The sequence below is a fragment of the Raineyella sp. genome (assembly GCF_034933565.1).
Taxonomy (GTDB): Bacteria; Actinomycetota; Actinomycetes; order Propionibacteriales; family Propionibacteriaceae; genus Raineyella.
The window spans coordinates 17142-33728 of sequence record NZ_JAYFNG010000046.1; the positions used below are offsets into that span (position 1 = coordinate 17142).

General features: G+C 70.9%; 14 protein-coding genes. 9 read left to right on the plus strand and 5 right to left on the minus strand.

The window, feature by feature from the left end; translation table 11 throughout:
- Nucleotides 1-160: 160 nt before the first annotated feature.
- Nucleotides 161-955, plus strand: a complete 795-nt coding sequence (locus VB059_RS12285) for an alpha/beta family hydrolase (RefSeq protein WP_323422315.1) — start codon at nt 161-163, stop codon at nt 953-955.
- Here the strand turns inward: VB059_RS12285 and VB059_RS12290 are convergent.
- Nucleotides 918-3095, minus strand: coding sequence for an ATP-dependent DNA ligase (locus VB059_RS12290; RefSeq protein ID WP_323422316.1), 2178 nt, complete (start codon nt 3093-3095; stop codon nt 918-920). The two genes, VB059_RS12285 and VB059_RS12290, sit on opposite strands and share 38 nt — an antisense overlap.
- Nucleotides 3096-3284: 189 nt before the next feature.
- Here VB059_RS12290 and VB059_RS12295 point away from each other — a divergent pair, with 189 nt between their 5' ends.
- From VB059_RS12295 to VB059_RS12305, 3 genes are read left to right on the plus strand one after another with little or no spacing between them, the layout of a single operon-like run.
- Nucleotides 3285-4361 (plus strand): sugar ABC transporter substrate-binding protein, encoded by a 1077-nt coding sequence (locus tag VB059_RS12295; protein WP_323422317.1) that lies wholly within the window; start codon nt 3285-3287, stop codon nt 4359-4361.
- Between the two features lie 28 nt (nt 4362-4389).
- Complete coding sequence (locus VB059_RS12300) at nt 4390-5178, plus strand: ATP-binding cassette domain-containing protein (RefSeq protein WP_323422318.1); 789 nt, start codon at nt 4390-4392, stop codon at nt 5176-5178.
- The gene (locus VB059_RS12305) at nt 5175-6497 is read left to right on the plus strand and encodes a sugar ABC transporter permease (RefSeq protein WP_323422319.1); all 1323 of its coding nucleotides are present in this window, start codon (nt 5175-5177) and stop codon (nt 6495-6497) included. Before VB059_RS12300 ends, VB059_RS12305 begins: the two co-directional genes overlap by 4 nt.
- Nucleotides 6498-6682: 185 nt before the next feature.
- Here VB059_RS12305 and VB059_RS12310 read toward each other — a convergent pair whose 3' ends face one another.
- Nucleotides 6683-7573: a peptidoglycan-binding protein gene (locus VB059_RS12310; RefSeq protein WP_323422320.1), complete on the minus strand. Its 891-nt coding sequence runs from the start codon at nt 7571-7573 to the stop codon at nt 6683-6685.
- Between the two features lie 233 nt (nt 7574-7806).
- Here VB059_RS12310 and VB059_RS12315 point away from each other — a divergent pair, with 233 nt between their 5' ends.
- The gene (locus VB059_RS12315; protein ID WP_323422321.1) at nt 7807-8841 is read left to right on the plus strand and encodes a potassium channel protein; all 1035 of its coding nucleotides are present in this window, start codon (nt 7807-7809) and stop codon (nt 8839-8841) included.
- Between the two features lie 132 nt (nt 8842-8973).
- Nucleotides 8974-9834 (plus strand): exodeoxyribonuclease III, encoded by an 861-nt coding sequence (locus VB059_RS12320; protein WP_323422322.1) that lies wholly within the window; start codon nt 8974-8976, stop codon nt 9832-9834.
- A gap of 51 nt (nt 9835-9885) precedes the next feature.
- Here VB059_RS12320 and VB059_RS12325 read toward each other — a convergent pair whose 3' ends face one another.
- Entirely contained in the window at nt 9886-10794 is a 909-nt protein-coding gene (locus VB059_RS12325; RefSeq protein ID WP_323422323.1) for a 2-dehydropantoate 2-reductase, read from the minus strand.
- Between the two features lie 278 nt (nt 10795-11072).
- On the opposite strand from VB059_RS12325, the gene VB059_RS12330 reads away from it, so the two are divergent.
- A complete protein-coding gene (locus tag VB059_RS12330; protein ID WP_323422324.1) occupies nt 11073-12413 on the plus strand; it encodes an ammonium transporter in 1341 nt (446 codons plus the stop codon).
- 120 nt (nt 12414-12533) lie between these two features.
- On the opposite strand, the gene VB059_RS12335 is transcribed toward VB059_RS12330, so the two are convergent.
- On the minus strand, nt 12534-12998 hold the full coding sequence (locus VB059_RS12335; RefSeq protein ID WP_323422325.1) for a GNAT family N-acetyltransferase: 465 nt from the start codon (nt 12996-12998) through the stop codon (nt 12534-12536).
- Between the two features lie 199 nt (nt 12999-13197).
- Here VB059_RS12335 and VB059_RS12340 point away from each other — a divergent pair, with 199 nt between their 5' ends.
- Both VB059_RS12340 and VB059_RS12345 read left to right on the plus strand, forming a co-directional pair.
- Entirely contained in the window at nt 13198-13920 is a 723-nt protein-coding gene (locus VB059_RS12340; RefSeq protein WP_323422326.1) for an ABC transporter ATP-binding protein, read from the plus strand.
- Entirely contained in the window at nt 13917-16295 is a 2379-nt protein-coding gene (locus tag VB059_RS12345) for an ABC transporter permease (RefSeq protein ID WP_323422327.1), read from the plus strand. The genes VB059_RS12340 and VB059_RS12345 overlap by 4 nt, the downstream gene beginning before the upstream one ends.
- 118 nt (nt 16296-16413) lie before the next feature.
- Here VB059_RS12345 and VB059_RS12350 read toward each other — a convergent pair whose 3' ends face one another.
- Nucleotides 16414-16587, minus strand: a complete 174-nt coding sequence (locus VB059_RS12350) for a hypothetical protein (protein ID WP_323422328.1) — start codon at nt 16585-16587, stop codon at nt 16414-16416.

Below are 16587 nucleotides of genomic sequence, written 5' to 3' on the forward strand. Positions count from 1 at the left end.
AACCTATTGTCGTAGGAGATTCGACACCTGAGCCCCTTCTCAGGGTCGCCGGTGAGGTCATCAGCGCCTGAGACCACCCGCCGGCGTGGCACGATGGGCCGACCTGCCCCGGCGATCCCCGCTGGCGGGCCCGGACAGATCCAGCACCACCAGGAGGGCCATGGAAACCGTCGAGGTCGCGACGCCGGTCGGGACGGGACGGCTCGTCGTCGACGAAGCGGCCGCGCCGATCGCGATCCTGGTGCTGGGGCACGGCGCCGGCGGGGGGATCGAGGCGTTCGACCTGAGCGCACTCGCCGAGGCCCTGCCGCCGCTGGGCATCTCGGTCGCACGGTTCGAGCAGCCGTGGCGTACGGCCGGGCGGCGCGTCGCGGGCGCGGCCGCCGGGCTGGACACCGCCTGGCGGGCCGCCCTTCAGGTCGTCACCGACCGGTGGCCAGGGCTGCCGCTGGTGGTGGGGGGCCGCAGCGCCGGGGCCAGGGTCGCGTGCCGTTGCTTCGCCCCGCCCGCCCGGGCCGTGGTGGCGCTGGCGTTCCCGCTGCATCCACCGGGCCGACCGGCCTCGTCCAGGGCCGCGGAAGCGGCAGGGGTCGACGGGCCGCTGCTCGTCGTCCAGGGCGAACGCGACCCGTTCGGCAGCGCGGCGGAGGTCCGTACGGCCCTGGTCCGTACGGACCGGCCGGGCCGGGAGATCGTGGAGATCCCCGGTGCGGTGCACGCGCTCGGCCCGACCCGCAAGGCCGACGATCCGCACGCGCGGGCGCGACTGATCACCACGCCGGTGGCCCGGTTCGTCACCGCGCTGGTCGGTCCGGTTCCCGAGGCATCGGCTCCCGAGGCGTCGGAAACCGACCGGATGGATCCCGAGGATCGGGCTGCCGACCGGACAGCTGCCGACCGGACAAGCCCCGACGGGCTCAGGACAGACCCAGGATCGCCCCGAGGTCGTAGCTGACCGGCTCCTCCAGCTGGGCGTACGTGCACGACTGCGGCGTACGGTCCTCGCGCCAGCGCACCCACTGAGCGGTGTGGCGGAACCGCGGGCCCTCCATGTGGTCGTAGCGCACCTCGACGACCCGCTCGGGGCGCAGCGGGGTGAAGGACAGGTCCTTGCGGGCGTTCCATCGGGAGCCGGCGGCGGCCATCGGGGAGCGCGGGGTCTCCTGGTCGCGGTTGTCCGGCATCGTCTCCGCCGGCTTCTCCCCGGCCCACGGGTGCTCCTCGATGGTGGTCACCAGCGGCTGGAGCTCGCCGAACAGCTCCTCGCGGCGGGCGATCGGGAACGCGCCGATCACCCCGACGTGGTGCAGTGCCCCCCGGTCGTCGTAGAGGCCCAGCAGCAACGAGCCGACGGCATCGTCACGGTCCTTGTACAGCCGGTAGCCGGCGACCACGCAGTCGGCGGTGCGGTCGTGCTTGTACTTGAACATCACCCGTTTGTCCTCCTGGTAGCGGAGGTCCAACGGCTTGGCCACCACCCCGTCGAGGCCCGCCCCCTCGAACTCGGCGAACCACCGGGCGGCCAGCTCCCGGTCCCGGGTGGCGGGGGTGAGGTGGATCGGCGGCCGGGCCTCGGCGAGGGCCTGCTCCAGCGCGGCCCGCCGCTCGGCGAACGGCCGGACGGTGTAGTCGACCGGGCCGAGGGCGAGCAGGTCGAACGCGACGAAGCTGGCCGGGGTCAGGGCCGCCAGCTTGCGCACCCGGGAGGCTGCCGGGTGGATGCGCTGCTGGAGCAGGTCGAAGTCGAGCCGGTCGCCGCTGTCGGGGTCGACCAGCACGATCTCGCCGTCGACGCAGGAGTGGTCGGGGAAGTTCGCGATGACGGCCTCGACGATCTCGGGGAAGTAGCGGGTCATCGGGCGTTCGTTGCGGCTGCCGATCTCGACCCGGTCGCCGGATCGCCAGATGATCGAGCGGAACCCGTCCCACTTCGGCTCGTACAGCATCTCGCCGCGGGGCAGTTCCTTGACCGGCTTGGCCAGCATCGGGCCGTACGGGGGCACGATCGGGGTGCCCCACTCGGCGTCGCGCTCCGCCTTGGGTGCCAGGTAGTCGGCGTCGGGCCGGTCGGTGCGCCGTTTGCTCGGCGGGACCCGTGGCGGCTCGCCCGGCATCTTGGGGTAGTCGGGCGGGAAGTTCAGCTCGCCCAGCCCGCGGTCCAGATCCGCCTGCCACAGGGCGAGCGCCGCGGTCATCCCACCGACGTGCTCGTCGATCGAGGACCAGGCGCACGGCCGGTCGGCCAGGATCTCGGGGACGGTGTGCACGGTGAAGGCGTCCGGGGCCTTCGCCGCGCCGAGCTCGTCCCAGGTCAGTGGCATCGAGACGGTGGCTGCCGGCAACGGGCGCGGACTGTACGCGGCGGCGATGGTGCGGTCCCGGTTGGCCTGGTTGAAGTCGACGAAGATCCGCTCGCCGCGCTCCTCCTTCCACCAGGAGGTGGTGACCAGGTCGGGCAGCCGCCGCTCCAGTTCGCGGGCGATGCCGATCACCCCGTGGCGGACCTGCTGGAACTCGTGGGTCGGCGCGATCCGGGCGTAGACGTGCACGCCCCGGTTGCCGCTGGTCTTGGCGTACGCGGTCAGGCCGACCTCGGCCATCACCTCGCGCAGTGCCACGGCGGCCTCGACCGCGTCGCGGAAGTGCCGGCCCGGCTGCGGATCGAGGTCGATACGCAGTTCGTCGGGGTTGTCGAGGTTCGCGGTCCGCACCGGCCAGGGATGGAAGGTGACGGTGCCCACCTGGGCGGCCCAGGCGAGCGCGGCCGGCTCGTCGAAGACCAGCTGGTCGTGGCGGCGCCGGGAAGGGTAGGTGCAGGTCACCCGCCGGAGGAAGTCGGGGGTGCCCTGCGGCGGTCGCTTCGAGAAGAACTCCTCGCCCTCGATGCCTTCGGGGAACCGCTGGAGGGTCATCGGGCGGTCGCCGTTGAGGTGCAGGAAGGGCCCGGCCACCGCCAGGAGATAGTCGGCGAGCCCGCGTTTGGTGATCGCCTCCCCGGCCGGACCGGCCGGCCAGAGCACCTTGCCGGGGTTGCTGAGGGTGACCTCGCGGACGCCACCGGGGCCGGGGACCGACAGGACCGTCGTCTGGCTCATGAGGTCAGCCTAATCCGGCCCGCCTCGCGCGGCAGCCCCGCGCGCCGCCCCATCCACCCCGGCGGACGTCCGTGACGATTCGACAGCCGTTTGTGTCGAATCTCACACGAAACGGACACGAAGGTCTTTCAATGGAACGGAGTGGCGGCAACGGGGCCGTCCGCTCATCACCTGACTCAGGAGTTCGTCATGAACGCTCGACTCACCCGATTGGCGGCTATCGGCTTGGCCGCCGGGCTGTCCCTGGCAACGCTGGCCGGATGTGGCGGCAACCAATCCACATCAGGTGGCGGCTCGGCACCGGCCGGGGCCAAGATCGCCCTGCTCCTGCCCGAGACGAAGACCACGCGCTACGAGACCTTCGACAAGCCGTACTTCGAGGAGGCGCTGAAGACCGAGTGTGCGACCTGCACCCTGATCTACAACAACGCCAACCAGGACGCCGCCAAGCAACAGCAGCAGGCCGAGTCGGCGATGACCCAGGGGGCGAAGGTGCTGGTCCTCGACGCGGTCGACGGCAAGTCCGCCGTGACCATCGTCAACGAGGCCAAGGCCAAGGGGGTCAAGGTCGTGGCGTACGACCGCTTCATCGCCGGCGCCGACTACTACGTCTCCTTCGACAACATCAAGGTCGGTCAGCTGCAGGCGACCACCCTGGTGGACATCCTGCACCAGGCGGGCAAGACCTCGGGTGACCTCGTGATGGTCAACGGCTCACCGACCGACGCGAACGCCGCCGACTTCAAGTCCGGCGCCCACAGCGTCCTCGACAAGTCGGGCTTCACGATCAAGGCGGAGTACGACACCCCCGACTGGAGCCCGGACAAGGCCCAGGCCTTCATGGAGAGCCAGCTGACCACCGTCAAGCCGAACCTGGTCGGCGTGTACGCCGCGAATGACGGCACCGCGGGTGGCGTGATCACCGCGCTGAAGGCCGGCGGTGTCTCGCCCATGGTCCCGGTGACCGGTCAGGACGCCGAGCTCACCGGCATCCAGCGGATCGTGGCCGGTGACCAGGCGATGACGGTCTACAAGGCGATCCGGCCGCAGGCCCAGGACGCCGCCAAGAACGCCGTCCTGCTCGCCAACGGCAAGCCCCCCGCCTCCTCGACCACCAAGGACGGGGTGCCCGCCACTCTGCTCACCCCGGTCGCGGTGACCAGGAGCAACATCAAGGACACGGTCGTCAAGGACGGTTTCTACACGGTCGCCCAGATCTGCACGCCGCAGTTCGCCGACGCCTGCAAGACCGCAGGTCTCCAGTAGCGACGAGGCCGACGGGAGCCAGACGACCATGACCACCACCTCCCCGCCCGAGGTCCTGTCGATGACGGGGATCTCCAAGCGTTTCGGCGCCGTCCAGGTGCTGAGCGACATCGAACTCCATGCCAGGGCAGGGGAGGTGGTGGCCCTCGTCGGCGACAACGGCGCCGGGAAATCGACGCTGATCAAGGCCGTCGCCGGCGTCCACACCCCCGACACCGGACACATCCTGATCAACGGGGAGGAGGTGCACATCATCTCCCCGGCCCAGGCGCAGAAGCTGGGCATCGCCACCGTTTACCAGGACCTCGCCCTGTGCGACAACCTCGACGTGGTGTCCAACCTCTTCCTCGGCAGTGAGATCACCCGCGGCTCGGTGCTGGACGAGGTGACCATGGAGAAGCGGTCCTGGGGCCTGCTCCGGGAGCTGAGCGCCAAGATCCCGTCCGTCCGCATCGCCGTCGCCAGTCTCTCGGGCGGCCAGCGCCAGACCGTGGCCATCGCCCGGGCGCTGCTCGGCGAGCCGCACCTGGTCATCCTCGACGAGCCCACCGCGGCGTTGGGCGTGGCGCAGACCGCCGAGGTGCTCAACCTCATCCGCCGGCTGCGCGAACGGGGCCTGGCAGTGATCCTGATCAGCCACAACATGGCCGACGTGATGGCGGTCGCCGACCGCGTCGTCGTCCTGCGGCTCGGACGCAACAACGGCGAGTACCGGGTGGCCGAGACCAACGTCGAGCAGATCATCGCGGCGATCACCGGCGCGGTCGACAACACCCGTCGGCCCGCCGCGCCCACCCAGGAAGGAAGCGAGCAATGAGCACCGAGAAGCCCGAGCAGGCGAGGCGAGCCGCGCCGCGGCGGACTTCCCGCAAGGATCTCGCCGAGCTGCCGGGCGAGCTCCCGCCGGCGATCCCGTCCGCCGACCTGCAGGACGAGCGGCTGATCCAGGAACAGGGCCTGATGGGGTGGGTGAAGGCCCAGGGCCTGCGGTTGCGCGGCGGCGATCTCGGCTCGCTGCCGGTGGTGATCGGCCTGGTCCTGATCTGGGTGATCTTCTCGGTCCTGGCGCCGGTGTTCATCTCGGCGCAGAACCTGGTGAACCTGATGATCCAGATGGTCCCGATCGGGATCCTCTCCCTCGGGATCGTCTTCGTCCTGCTGCTGGGGGAGATCGACCTGTCGGTGGGGTCGGTCTCCGGACTGACCGCGGCGGTGCTCGCGGTCACCTTCGTCAACAAGGGCTGGCCGATGCTGCTGGCGGCCCTGTTCGCCGTGCTCTGCGGGGCGGTGATCGGCCTGATCTACGGGGTGGTGTTCAACCGGTTCGGGGTGCCGAGCTTCGTCATCACGCTGGCCGGCCTGCTCGCCTTCCTGGGCGTGCAATTGCTCGTCCTGGGCAACGAGGGGACGGTGAACCTCCCGTTCACCTCCGGCCTCGTCCAGTTCGCCAACGGGACGTTCCTGCCACCCTGGGTCGCGTACGTGCTCGCCGTCGTGGTGGCCGGGCTCACCCTGGTGGCGGGGCTGAGCAGCAACCGGACCCGGGGGAACGCCGGGCTGTCCACGCTCCCCGGCAGCATCGTGTACGGGCGCGCGGTGCTGATCGCAATCGGTCTGGCGATCGTCGCCTTCGTGCTGAACCAGGACCGTGGTGTGCCGCTGATGTTCGTCCTGTTCGTGGTGGTGATCGCGATCATGGACTTCGTCATCCGGCGGACGAAGTGGGGCCGTACGATCATGGCCGTCGGTGGCAACATCGAGGCCGCCCGCCGCTCGGGCATCAACGTACGCCGGGTCTACCTGACCGTGTTCGTGGCCTGTTCGACGTTCGCCGGACTCGGCGGTGTGCTGCTCGCCTCCCGCCTGTCGGCCGCCAACCAGAGCACCGGCGCCGGTGACGTCAACCTGAACGCCATCGCCGCGGCGGTGATCGGCGGTACGAGCCTCTTCGGTGGCCGCGGCTCGGCATACTCCGCGCTGCTCGGCATCTTCGTCATCCAGTCGATCAGCAACGGTCTCGACCTGCTCAATCTGAACTCGGCCATCCGGTTCATCATCACCGGTCTGGTGACGCTCCTCGCCGTGATCATCGACTCGACCGCCCGCCGGCGCCGGGCACAGTCGGGGCGCGCCTGACGTCTCCCGGCACACGCAAGAGGTCCCCGTCACATCCGGATGCGACGGGGACCTCTCGTCCGGTCCCGAGCGTGGCGGGACACCGCCCGCGGGGACGGGGTCGGTACCGTTCCCCGCCGAGAACGTGTCCGATTGGGGATCCGGGTCAGAACATCCCCGACTGACCGCATCCGCGAGGTGGGACCTCAGCGGTAGACGATGACCTTGTCGCCCACCCGGACCTGGTCGTAGAGGCTGGCGATCGCGTTGTAGTCGCGGACGTTGACGCAGCCGTGCGACGAGCCGTTGTAGCCGCGGGCGGCGAAGTCGGCGGAGTAGTGCACCGCCTGTCCGCCGGAGAAGAACATCGAGTACGGCATCGGGGTGTGGTAGATCGTCGAGACCCAGTCCTTCGCCTTCCACTCCACCTGGAAAGCACCCTCCCGGGTGGGGGTCAGCTCGGACCCGAACCGTACGGCCATCCGCAGACGTGGCTCGCCGTCCACGACCCACACCAGCTGCCGGGTCGACTTGCTGATGCACATCGCCCGGCCGGTGAGGCAGCGCGGGTCCAGACCCGAGGTGCTGGTGGTGGACCCGGTGGGGGCGGTGTTGGTCAGTTCGGCGGTCGTGGGGGTGCGGGTCATCGCCCGGAGCCGATCCAGTGTCGCCCGGTCGACCGCCCCGGTGGCGGGCAACCCCCGCTTGGTCTGGAACCCGGTGACCGCGGCGACGGTCGCGTCACCGTACGTGCCGGTGACCTCGCCGGAGAACCAGCCGATCTGCTTGAGCCGGGCCTGCAGGTCGCGTACCTGGGCGCCGGTGTCACCCCGATGGAGGATCACCGGCCCGGCCGTCGGCCGCGGGGAGGGGCTGGCCGTGGTCGGGGACGGCTCCGGGCTGGGGGTGGCCGACGGGGTGTCGTCGGGGGTGGCCGATGGCGAGGCGCTCGGGGACTCCGTCGGCGCGACGCTGCTCCCCGAGGTCGTGTCCGGGGCACCGGGGGAGGCGGTCCGGGACGGCGCACAGCCCGTCAGGAGCAGGGCGGCAGTCGCCACGGCAGCGAGACCGACGCGCACTCGACCGGCGATCCACATGTCAGCGTCCTTCGGCAGGGGACGTCGTCTCCCGGCGTGCGACGTCCGTGTCGGTCCAGCATGGCATGGTGACCCGGATCGGTGGTCGATCCGGACCGGCGATTCCGCCCTGCGACCACACGGACCAGCGGGTTCCACCTCGCTGGTCTGCAGACCTGTGGTTCCATCCTGCCCGGCTGGTTCCGCCTCACCGGGCCCGGGACCCTCCGGCGCTGTTGCCCTAGGATCGCGCCATGGAGAAGCGCCCCCGACGGGATCGGTGGTGGCGCACCGTGGCGCGTGACCCCGCGGTGCGGGTCATCGTCGCGTGGATCGGCATCATGGCCGTGGTCACCCTGGTGGGGTCCCTCGGGTTCTACTGGTCACAGCCGGACTGGAGCTTCTTCGACGGCCTCTACATGGCCGTCAACGTGCTGGCGACCGTCGGCTTCAGCGGTGAGCATCCGGTGGATCTGTTCGGCAAGATCTGGACGATCGTGCTGTCCTTCCTGTCGGTGGGCGTGGTGTTCGGCACCGTCGGCGTGATGGCCGATGCGCTCATGCAGCGGGCGATGACAGGGACGAGGAGGACAAGACGCATGCAGAAGCGGGTGGACCGGCTGACCGGTCATTTCATCGTCTGCGGATTCGGCCGGGTCGGCTCCATGGTGGCCCGGGAACTCCTCGGTGCCGGGCACGAGGTGGTGGTGGTCGACGTCGACCCCGCCTCGACGACGCGGGCCGCGGAGGAGGGCTTCCCCATCGTCCCGGGCAGCGCGACCACCGACGAGACCCTGGTCAGCGCGGGTGTCGAACGGGCCGCCGGGCTGGTCACCTGTGTCGACTCCGATCCCGACAACGTGTTCGTGGTGCTGACCGCCCGTTCGCTCAACCCCGGCATCTTCATCGTCGGCCGGGCGAGCTCGCGGGAGGGGATCGCCAAGCTGCAGCAGGCCGGCGCCGACCGCGCCGTCTCGCCGTACGTGATGGGCGGCCGTCGGATGGCCCAGCTGGCGGTGCGCCCGGCCGTGGTCGACTTCATCGATGCAGCGATGTCGAGCACCGACCTGGACTTCTCGATCGAGGAGGTGCCGGTCACGCCCGGGAGCCGGCTGGTCGGGATGAGCGTCGGCGCACTGCGGGCCAAGGGCATCTTCACCCTCGCGATCCTCAAGGAATCGAGCCGCTACGACCACCGGCCGCCGGACGAACGCCGGATCGAGGCCGGCGACCACCTGATCGTCTCCGGGGCGAGCGACACCCTGCGGTCCCTCGACCCGCAGCCCTGAGCCACCCCCGTACGGGGCCATGAACCACGCGTCCGTACGGCCCTGAGCCACGCGTCCGTACGGCCCTGAGCCACGCCGTCAGCGCGAGGGCCACCGGCCGCGGGATGTTCCCGGCCCATCGGAGGTAGCGTCATGCCCGTGAGGATCGCCACCTGGAACGTGAACTCCGTCAAGCCGCGGGTGCCCCGCCTGCTGCCCTGGCTCGAGGAGCGCCACCCCGACGTCGTCTGCCTGCAGGAGACGAAGCTGACCGACGAGGCCTTCGCGGACCTGTTGGGTGAGCCGCTGTCGGCGCTGGGCTACCGGGTCGCCCACCACGGGCAGGGCCAGTGGAACGGCGTCGCCCTGCTGTCCCGGGTCGGTCTGGAGGATGTCGAGGCCGGTTTCCTCGGCCAGCCCGATTTCGACGGGCGCCGCGAGGCGCGGGCGATCAGCGCCACCTGCGGTGGGGTCCGCGTGCACAGCCTGTACGTGCCGAACGGCCGGGAGGTCGACTCGGACCACTACGCCTACAAGCTGGAGTGGCTCGACGCCCTGTCGCGGGTGGTCGCGACCGGTCCTGCCGAGGTGGCCCTCTGCGGTGACATGAACATCGCGCCGGCGGACGCCGACGTCTTCGACCCCGCGGCGTACGTGGGGCAGACCCATGTCACCCCTGCGGAGCGGGAGCGCCTGGCGGCCTTCGGGCTGACCGACGTCGTCCGGGACCATTGGCCGACCGAGCGTGTCTTCTCGTACTGGGACTACCGCGCCGGGATGTTCCACCAGGATCTGGGCATGCGGATCGACCTGGTGCTCACCTCTGCGCCGGTGGCCGACCGGGTGCAGGCCGCCTGGGTGGACCGGGCCGCCCGCAAGGGGACCGGCCCCAGCGACCATGCGCCGGTGATCGTGGACCTCGACGAGGCACCGGACGGTGACATCGGCCCGGTGGTGCCGCCGCCCTCCAACCCGAGGCGCGGCCGCGGCGTGAAGCTGCCTCAGGCCCGCTGACCCCGGCCGAGCGATGACCTCAGGCCCGCCGACCCGGGTCCGGCGGTCGCCTCAGCCCAGGATCCAGAGCATCGCCTGGTTGTACGGCGTGGGGATGCCGTGGCGGGCCCCGAGCGCGACGACGCGGCCGGCGAAGATGTCGACCTCGGTGCGCCGGCCCGCCAGCACGTCCTGGTACATCGACGTCCGGCCCTGTTCGGGCTGACCCGCCAGGACCCGGTCCCAGGCGGCGAGATCGTCCGCGCCCAGCTCGACGCCCTCCGCCCGCGCGACGGCGATCACCTCGTCCATCAGGGCCAGCATCAGCGAACGGGCGGGGCCGTCGGACCGGAACGCCCCGTACGGGGCCCGCATCACCGCGGACGCCTGGTTGATCCCGACGTTGACCAGGAACTTCCACCACATCTCGTGCGGCATGTCGGCCGGGGCCACCCAGGCGAGCCCGGCCCGGTCCAGCACCTCCTGCACGGCCCGGAGCCGGCCGGGGGTGCCCATCACTGGCCCCAGCCCGATCGCGAGCCGGCCCGGCTGCCGGTACGACACCCTGGTGCCGTCGCGCTGGGCGTCCATGGCGAGGGCGATGCACAGCAGGACTCTGTCGGGGCCGTACGCGGCGGCGATCGCCTCCTCGCTGTCGAGCCCGTTGAGCACCGACAGGAAGGTCGTCCGGTCCCCGACCAGGGGCGCGACCTCGGCGATCGCGTCGGCCAGCTGGTGATGCTTGACCGCGATCAGGACGAGGTCGGCGGTCCGCATGCCCGGTGCCCGGTCCGGGTCCATGACCTCGGCGGCGAGCGGGTCGCCGTTGACGGTCAGGCCGGGGGAGCGCAGCCGTTCGGCGCGGTCGCCACTGGCGACGAGCCAGGTGTCCACCCCCGCCCGGGCGAAGTGTGCTGCATACATGGCCCCCATGGCCCCGGCCCCCACGACGGCCACCGTCCGGATCGTTCCCTCGGTCACAGAGGCAGCCTAGCCACGAGGACCGGGGCGGTCAGGGTGCGGCCGGCACCCGTGCCATCCGCGCCGGGGGAAGCAGACCGCTCCGGAGTGAGCTGTACACGGGAGGGCCGTGCTCGGGAGAATGCTGTGGGTGGCGGTCGGCGGACGCACCGCGGCCGGCAGGGGAGCGAGAACGAAACACCGTCGTAACATCTGCCACATCTGCCCGTAACGGCACGATCACGCGGCCGTAACTCGAGCAGAACAACCCCGAAACACGCAGCAGCGACAGTTACGGGGTGGTTCACGAGATCAACACGGGCGACACCGCCTGGCTGCTGACCAGCGCGGCGTTGGTGCTGCTGATGACACCGGGTCTGGCCTTCTTCTACGGAGGCATGGTCCGCGCCAAGGGCGTGCTCAACATGGTGATGATGAGCTTCGTGAGCACCGCCACCGTGGGCGTCACCTGGGCGGTGATCGGTTACAGCGAAGCGTTCGGCAACTCGCTGGGTGGCATCATCGGCAACCCGTTCCAGTTCGCCTTCCTCGATCCGCTCGTCAACGGCAACCCGACCGTGGGCACCGTCCCGGCGCTGGCCTTCGCCGGATTCCAGGGGTGTTTCGCGATCATCGCGGTGGCGCTGCTGTCGGGCGCCATCGCCGAGCGGACGACGTTCGCCTCGTGGACCACCCTCTCGGTGCTCTGGCTGGTCCTCGTCTACGCCCCGCTGGCTCACTGGGTGTTCGCCAGCGACGGGCTCACCGCCGCGCACGGCGGCTGGATCGTCAACCGCCTGCATGCCGTCGACCTGGCCGGCGGCACCGCGATCGAGATCGCCTGCGGCGCCGGCGGGCTGGCGCTGGCCATCGTGCTGGGGCGTCGGATCGGCTTCGGTGTCACCCCGATGCGCCCGCACAACATGACCCTGGTGATGCTCGGTGCCGGGCTGCTGTGGTTCGGCTGGTTCGGGTTCAACTCCGGCTCGGCACTGGTCGCCGGCACCTGGGCCGCGCTGATCTGGGTGAACACGCTGCTCGCGCCCGGGGCGGCGATGCTGGCCTGGCTGCTGGTCGAGCGACGCCGCGACGGTCACGCCACCTCACTGGGTGCGGCCTCCGGCGCGGTGGCCGGCCTGGTCGCGATCACCCCGTCCGGCGGGGCGGTCAGTCCGCTGGGGGCGATGCTGATCGGCCTGCTCGCCGGCGCCACCTGCGCCTGGGCGGTGAGCTGGAAGTACCGCTTGGGCTTCGACGACTCCCTGGACCTCGTCGGCGTCCACCTGGTCGGCGGCATCATCGGCACGCTGGGCGTCGGCCTGTTCGCCGATCCGCGTACGGCGACCCATGCCCGGGGGCTGTTCTACGGCGGGGGCATCGGCCAGCTCTGGCGCCAGGCCGTCGCCGTCCTCGCGGTCGGCACGTTCTCCTTCATGATGACCTGGCTGTTGGCCAGGGTTGTCTCGCGGACGATGGGCATGCGGGTGAGCGCCGAGGCGGAGATCTCCGGCATCGACCTGGCCGAGCACTCCGAAGCCGGCTACGACCTGACCCCGGTGCAGCACTCCGCCTTCCGCGGCGTGAGCCGTACGCACCCCCACGGCACCGACGAGCCCCCGGCCGGCACCGTCACCGCCTGATCCGGCCACCAGGGCCGCAAAAGGCCCGCACTGACCTCGTGGGGGGGATCCGGGAACGCTCCCGCCTGCAAGGGAGTTGGCCTCCACGGGGGCGGGTCTGTGGGTTCGAGCGGGCAGCGGTCAGCCCAGCGCGGCCCGCATCGCCGGGCAGTCCTGGACGAGGAACCCGGCCCCCTCGTAGAGAGGACGTCCGGCGCCCGTCGCCATCAGCTCCGCACGTCCGGCGCCCGTCGTCCGCGCCCATGTCATGACCGCCTCGAAGGCGGCCCGCCCGTGTCCGCGGCCGCGGGCGTCGGGCATCGTGCAGACGTTGCTCACCAGGACGTCGCGGCCGTCCGGCGCGCCGGGGGAGGGAGCCGCATCCCTCACCGCGCCGACCGCACAGGCGACGACCGTGCCGGCCACCTCGACCACCACGATCCGGTAGTCCGTGCGGTCTATCCGGTCGGCGAACCACCGCCGGGCGTTCGTACGCCACCGTCCGTCAGTGGCCGGCACCTGCATCGCACGGAACATCTCCGCCCTCAGCTCGACGAGTACGTCGAGATCCCGCGCAGCGGCCGCCCGTACCGTTCGTTCATCCACGGCTCCATCCTCGCCCGGCGAGGGGCGCCGTCGCCACTCGCCGGTGACAGATGGACCTCAGCGAAGGAACGGGATGCTCAACGGGCAGCGGTACGGCTGTCCCTGTCGAAAGGCAGGATGCTGCTCGGTGGTCGCCACCCAGAGGGGCAGACGATCCGGTGGAGGACCGGCTGGCCGGTCCGGTGGAAGACTGGTGCAGATGAGTGAGCACACCGCCACACCGGCCCAGGTCCGCGTCGAGGGACTGTCGCGCCACTTCGGCACCGGGGAGTCGCGGGTCGAGGTGCTGCACGAGGTCACCTTCACCGTCGCCGCGGGCACCCGCTGCATCATCGTCGGCGCCTCCGGATCGGGCAAGTCCACCCTGCTCAACGCGATCGGCGGGCTGGATAGCCCCGACGCCGGCACGATCCGGGTCGCCGGGCAGATCATCACCTCGATGTCGCCCCGGGAGCTGACCCGCTACCGCCGCCGCCACGTGGGCTTCGTCTTCCAGTTCTACAACCTGGTGCCCGATCTCACGGTGCGCGAGAACATCCAGGTCACCGCCCAGCTCGTCCGCCGGCCCCTCGACATCGATGACCTGCTGGTCCATCTCGGCATGGCCGAGCACCAGCACAAGTTCCCCGCGCAGCTGTCCGGTGGCCAGCAGCAGCGGTGCGCGATCGCCCGCGCGCTGGTCAAGGGCTCCGACGTGCTGCTGTGCGACGAGCCGACCGGCGCGCTGGACCGGCACACCTCCCAGCAGATGCTGCAGGTGCTGGACGACGTGCACCGGCGCTACGGGACGACGCTGATCATGGTCACCCACAACGAGGCGATCACCGCCATGGCCGATCAGGTGATCGAGCTGCGCGACGGGCGGATCGTCCGCGACGAGGCCAACGCCCACCCGCGGGCCGCCAGGGATCTCGACTGGTGACCACCACCGCTCTGGGCCTCACCGCGCGGCGCACCTGGCGCGGGTTCCGGGCCACCTGGGCGCGCTGGAGCGCGATCGTGGTGCTGCTCACCGTCGGTCTGGGCATCGTCGTCGGGCTGCTCGCGTCGGCCACCTCGACGCTGCGGGGGATCGAGCGGGGTGCCCGCGAGGGACAGCTCGCCGACGGCACGGTGATCACCGAGGTGCCGCTGACACCGGCCCAGCTCGCCGACGCCGAAGCCGTCGGGGCCCGGATCGAGCCCACCCCGTACGTGGACGTGCCGGGCCGCTCGAGCGGCCAGGACACCACGGTGCGCGTGTTCCGCGCCGACCAGGCGGTCAGCCGGCCCACGCTCGACACCGGGACCCTGCCGAGCGGTCCCGACGAGGTGATGGTGGAGAAGAAGCACGCTGCCGCCCACGGCCTACGGGTCGGCGGCATCATCACTGTCGGCGGCCGGACGCTGCGGATCAGCGGGATCGGCAGTCTGCCGGACTACACCCTCGCCAGCCCTCGCCTGGGCCAGACCAGCGATCCGGCCGGGTTCGCCCTGGTGGTGGTCGGCCCCGGCACGTACGAACAGCTGGCCGCCGCCCACCCGCGCGACGTCGTCTCGGCGTACGGCTACCTGCTGCACGGCGCCACCCAGGACCAGCTGCGCGAACACCTGCAGCAGATCCCTCTCGACCCGGCCCGGGCCACCGACCCGTACGTCGCGAAGGCGATCGACGCGGCCCGGCACGCGGGAGTGCCGCTCCGCTACCCGGTGATGTCGCTGTTCCTCCCCACCCAGGACAACCCGCGGATCACCGGCGCCGTCTCCGACGCCCGCACGACGATGGTCGTGACCCTGGTGACGACGGTGCTGGTCACCTTGCTGGTCGCGTACGTCCTGGCGGAGTTCTCCCGGGACCGGATCCTGCGCGACTCGGTGGTGATCGGCACCCAGTCGGCACTGGGCACCGGTGAAGCGGCCCTGCTGCGCTACTACCTGATCCTGCCGCTGGCCGTCACCGTGCTCGGCTCGACCCTCGGCGCGATCCTCGGGCGTCGGCTCGCCCCGTCGCTGGGCCTGGTCACCGGCTACTACTCGTTCCCCGCGGTGTCGGTCGAGCCGTCCGCAGCGCTCGTGGCGGGCGGCATCGCCGTCCCGTCGGTGCTGGTGGCCGTGGTCAACATCCTCGTCATCCGGGCCGCCCTGGACCGCCCGACCCAGGAGCTGCTGCGCCCCCAGGCCACCGCGAACCCGACGCTGCCGCTGCGCCTGGACCGGCTGCCGTTCGTGATGATGTTCCGGCTCCGGCAGGCCCTGCGGACGCTCGGCAGTTACCTGCTCATCGGGGCCGGCCTGTTCCTCTGCAGCCTGCTGATGGTGTTCGGGCTCGGGATGCGCAGCTCGATGGACGCGTACCTCGCCCGGGCCCAGGCCGACCTCACCTTCCACGACTTCTACACCCTGCGTTTCCCTGATCTGAGGTCGGTCCCTGCCGGCGCCCATCCGGCCGTCGCCGTCCCGATGCAGGTGATCGGTGCCGACGGACAGCCGGGGAAGTCGCTGACCGTGCTCGGCGTGCCGCCGGGGGATCCGTACTTCCCCGTCGACGTCAGCCGGCTCGGCCAGCACGACCTGGTGCTGTCGAAGGCGGCGGCCCAGAGGTACCGCCTGCATGTCGGGGACACCATCGCGCTCAGCGACAGCAGCTCGCTCAACTGGGAGTTCCGCGTGGTGGGGGTCGCCGACTACGACGCGATCGCCTTCGGCTTCACTACTCCGGCCCATGCCCAGGAGCTGCTGGACCCGGCCGTCCCGGTCGCCGCCGAGCGGATGAGCACGGCGGAGGGGAGCCCCGCCGTGCCCTTCTACAACGCCCTGCTGGCGGACCATCCGCTCGACCTCGACCCGGACCGGGTGCTCAGCCACGCCACCCGGGAGGAGATGCTCGGCGGGGTGGTCAAGTTCAACGCGTTGCTGTCGCGGATCGTGTCGCTGGTCACCTGGTCGTCGATGCTGATCATGGTGGTGGTGCTCTACGTGCTGATCCGGCTGGTCGTCGCCCGGCAGCGGTACTCGATCTCCCTGCTCAAGGCGCTCGGCTACAGCGATCGCCAGGTGAGCCGCCTCTACCTCGACAACTACCTGTGGCTGGTGGTGATCAGCATGGCCGTCGCCGTCCCGGTGTCGGTCGCCATCATGAGCCAGGTCTGGCGCCTGATGACCGTCCAGCTGCCGCTCGGCATCCCGTTCTTCGTCACCGTGTGGGATGTCGCGGTGATGGCCGGGCTGGCCCTCGGGTCGTACGCCGTCGTCCGCCTCGCCACCTCCCACGACACGCGGTCGGTGCCGGTCACCGAGGTGCTGAAGTTCCGGGAGTGACGCCAGCACCGGTGGCGTGGCGCGGCTGCCGAGGCGACGCGCGGCCCTCGGGCCGGAAGGCCCAGCGGACCGACGCGGGAACAGCGGACCGACGAGAGGCCAGCGGAGCGGACCGACGTCAGGAGTGTCGCAGGAACCTGAGCCAGACGGCCAGGAACACCAGGACGATGCCGACGTTCACCATCAGGCGTGGCCAGAATTGGTGCCGGAAGAACAACAGATCGACCGCCACCACGACCACCGCCATCGCGACGGCGTAGAGCACGTACGCCACGACAGGTTGCTTGTCCAT

Excerpts from the sequence above, each read along its gene's own strand:
- VB059_RS12340 (WP_323422326.1), top strand. The coding sequence starts at position 13,198 with ATGAGTGAGCACACCGCCACACCGGCCCAGGTCCGCGTCGAGGGACTG.
- VB059_RS12315 (WP_323422321.1), top strand. The coding sequence starts at position 7,807 with ATGGAGAAGCGCCCCCGACGGGATCGGTGGTGGCGCACCGTGGCGCGT.
- VB059_RS12295 (WP_323422317.1), top strand. The coding sequence starts at position 3,285 with ATGAACGCTCGACTCACCCGATTGGCGGCTATCGGCTTGGCCGCCGGG.
- VB059_RS12290 (WP_323422316.1), bottom strand. The coding sequence starts at position 3,095 with ATGAGCCAGACGACGGTCCTGTCGGTCCCCGGCCCCGGTGGCGTCCGC.
- VB059_RS12310 (WP_323422320.1), bottom strand. The coding sequence starts at position 7,573 with ATGTGGATCGCCGGTCGAGTGCGCGTCGGTCTCGCTGCCGTGGCGACT.
- VB059_RS12285 (WP_323422315.1), top strand. The coding sequence starts at position 161 with ATGGAAACCGTCGAGGTCGCGACGCCGGTCGGGACGGGACGGCTCGTC.
- VB059_RS12300 (WP_323422318.1), top strand. The coding sequence starts at position 4,390 with ATGACCACCACCTCCCCGCCCGAGGTCCTGTCGATGACGGGGATCTCC.
- VB059_RS12350 (WP_323422328.1), bottom strand. The coding sequence starts at position 16,587 with ATGGACAAGCAACCTGTCGTGGCGTACGTGCTCTACGCCGTCGCGATG.
- VB059_RS12320 (WP_323422322.1), top strand. The coding sequence starts at position 8,974 with ATGCCCGTGAGGATCGCCACCTGGAACGTGAACTCCGTCAAGCCGCGG.
- VB059_RS12305 (WP_323422319.1), top strand. The coding sequence starts at position 5,175 with ATGAGCACCGAGAAGCCCGAGCAGGCGAGGCGAGCCGCGCCGCGGCGG.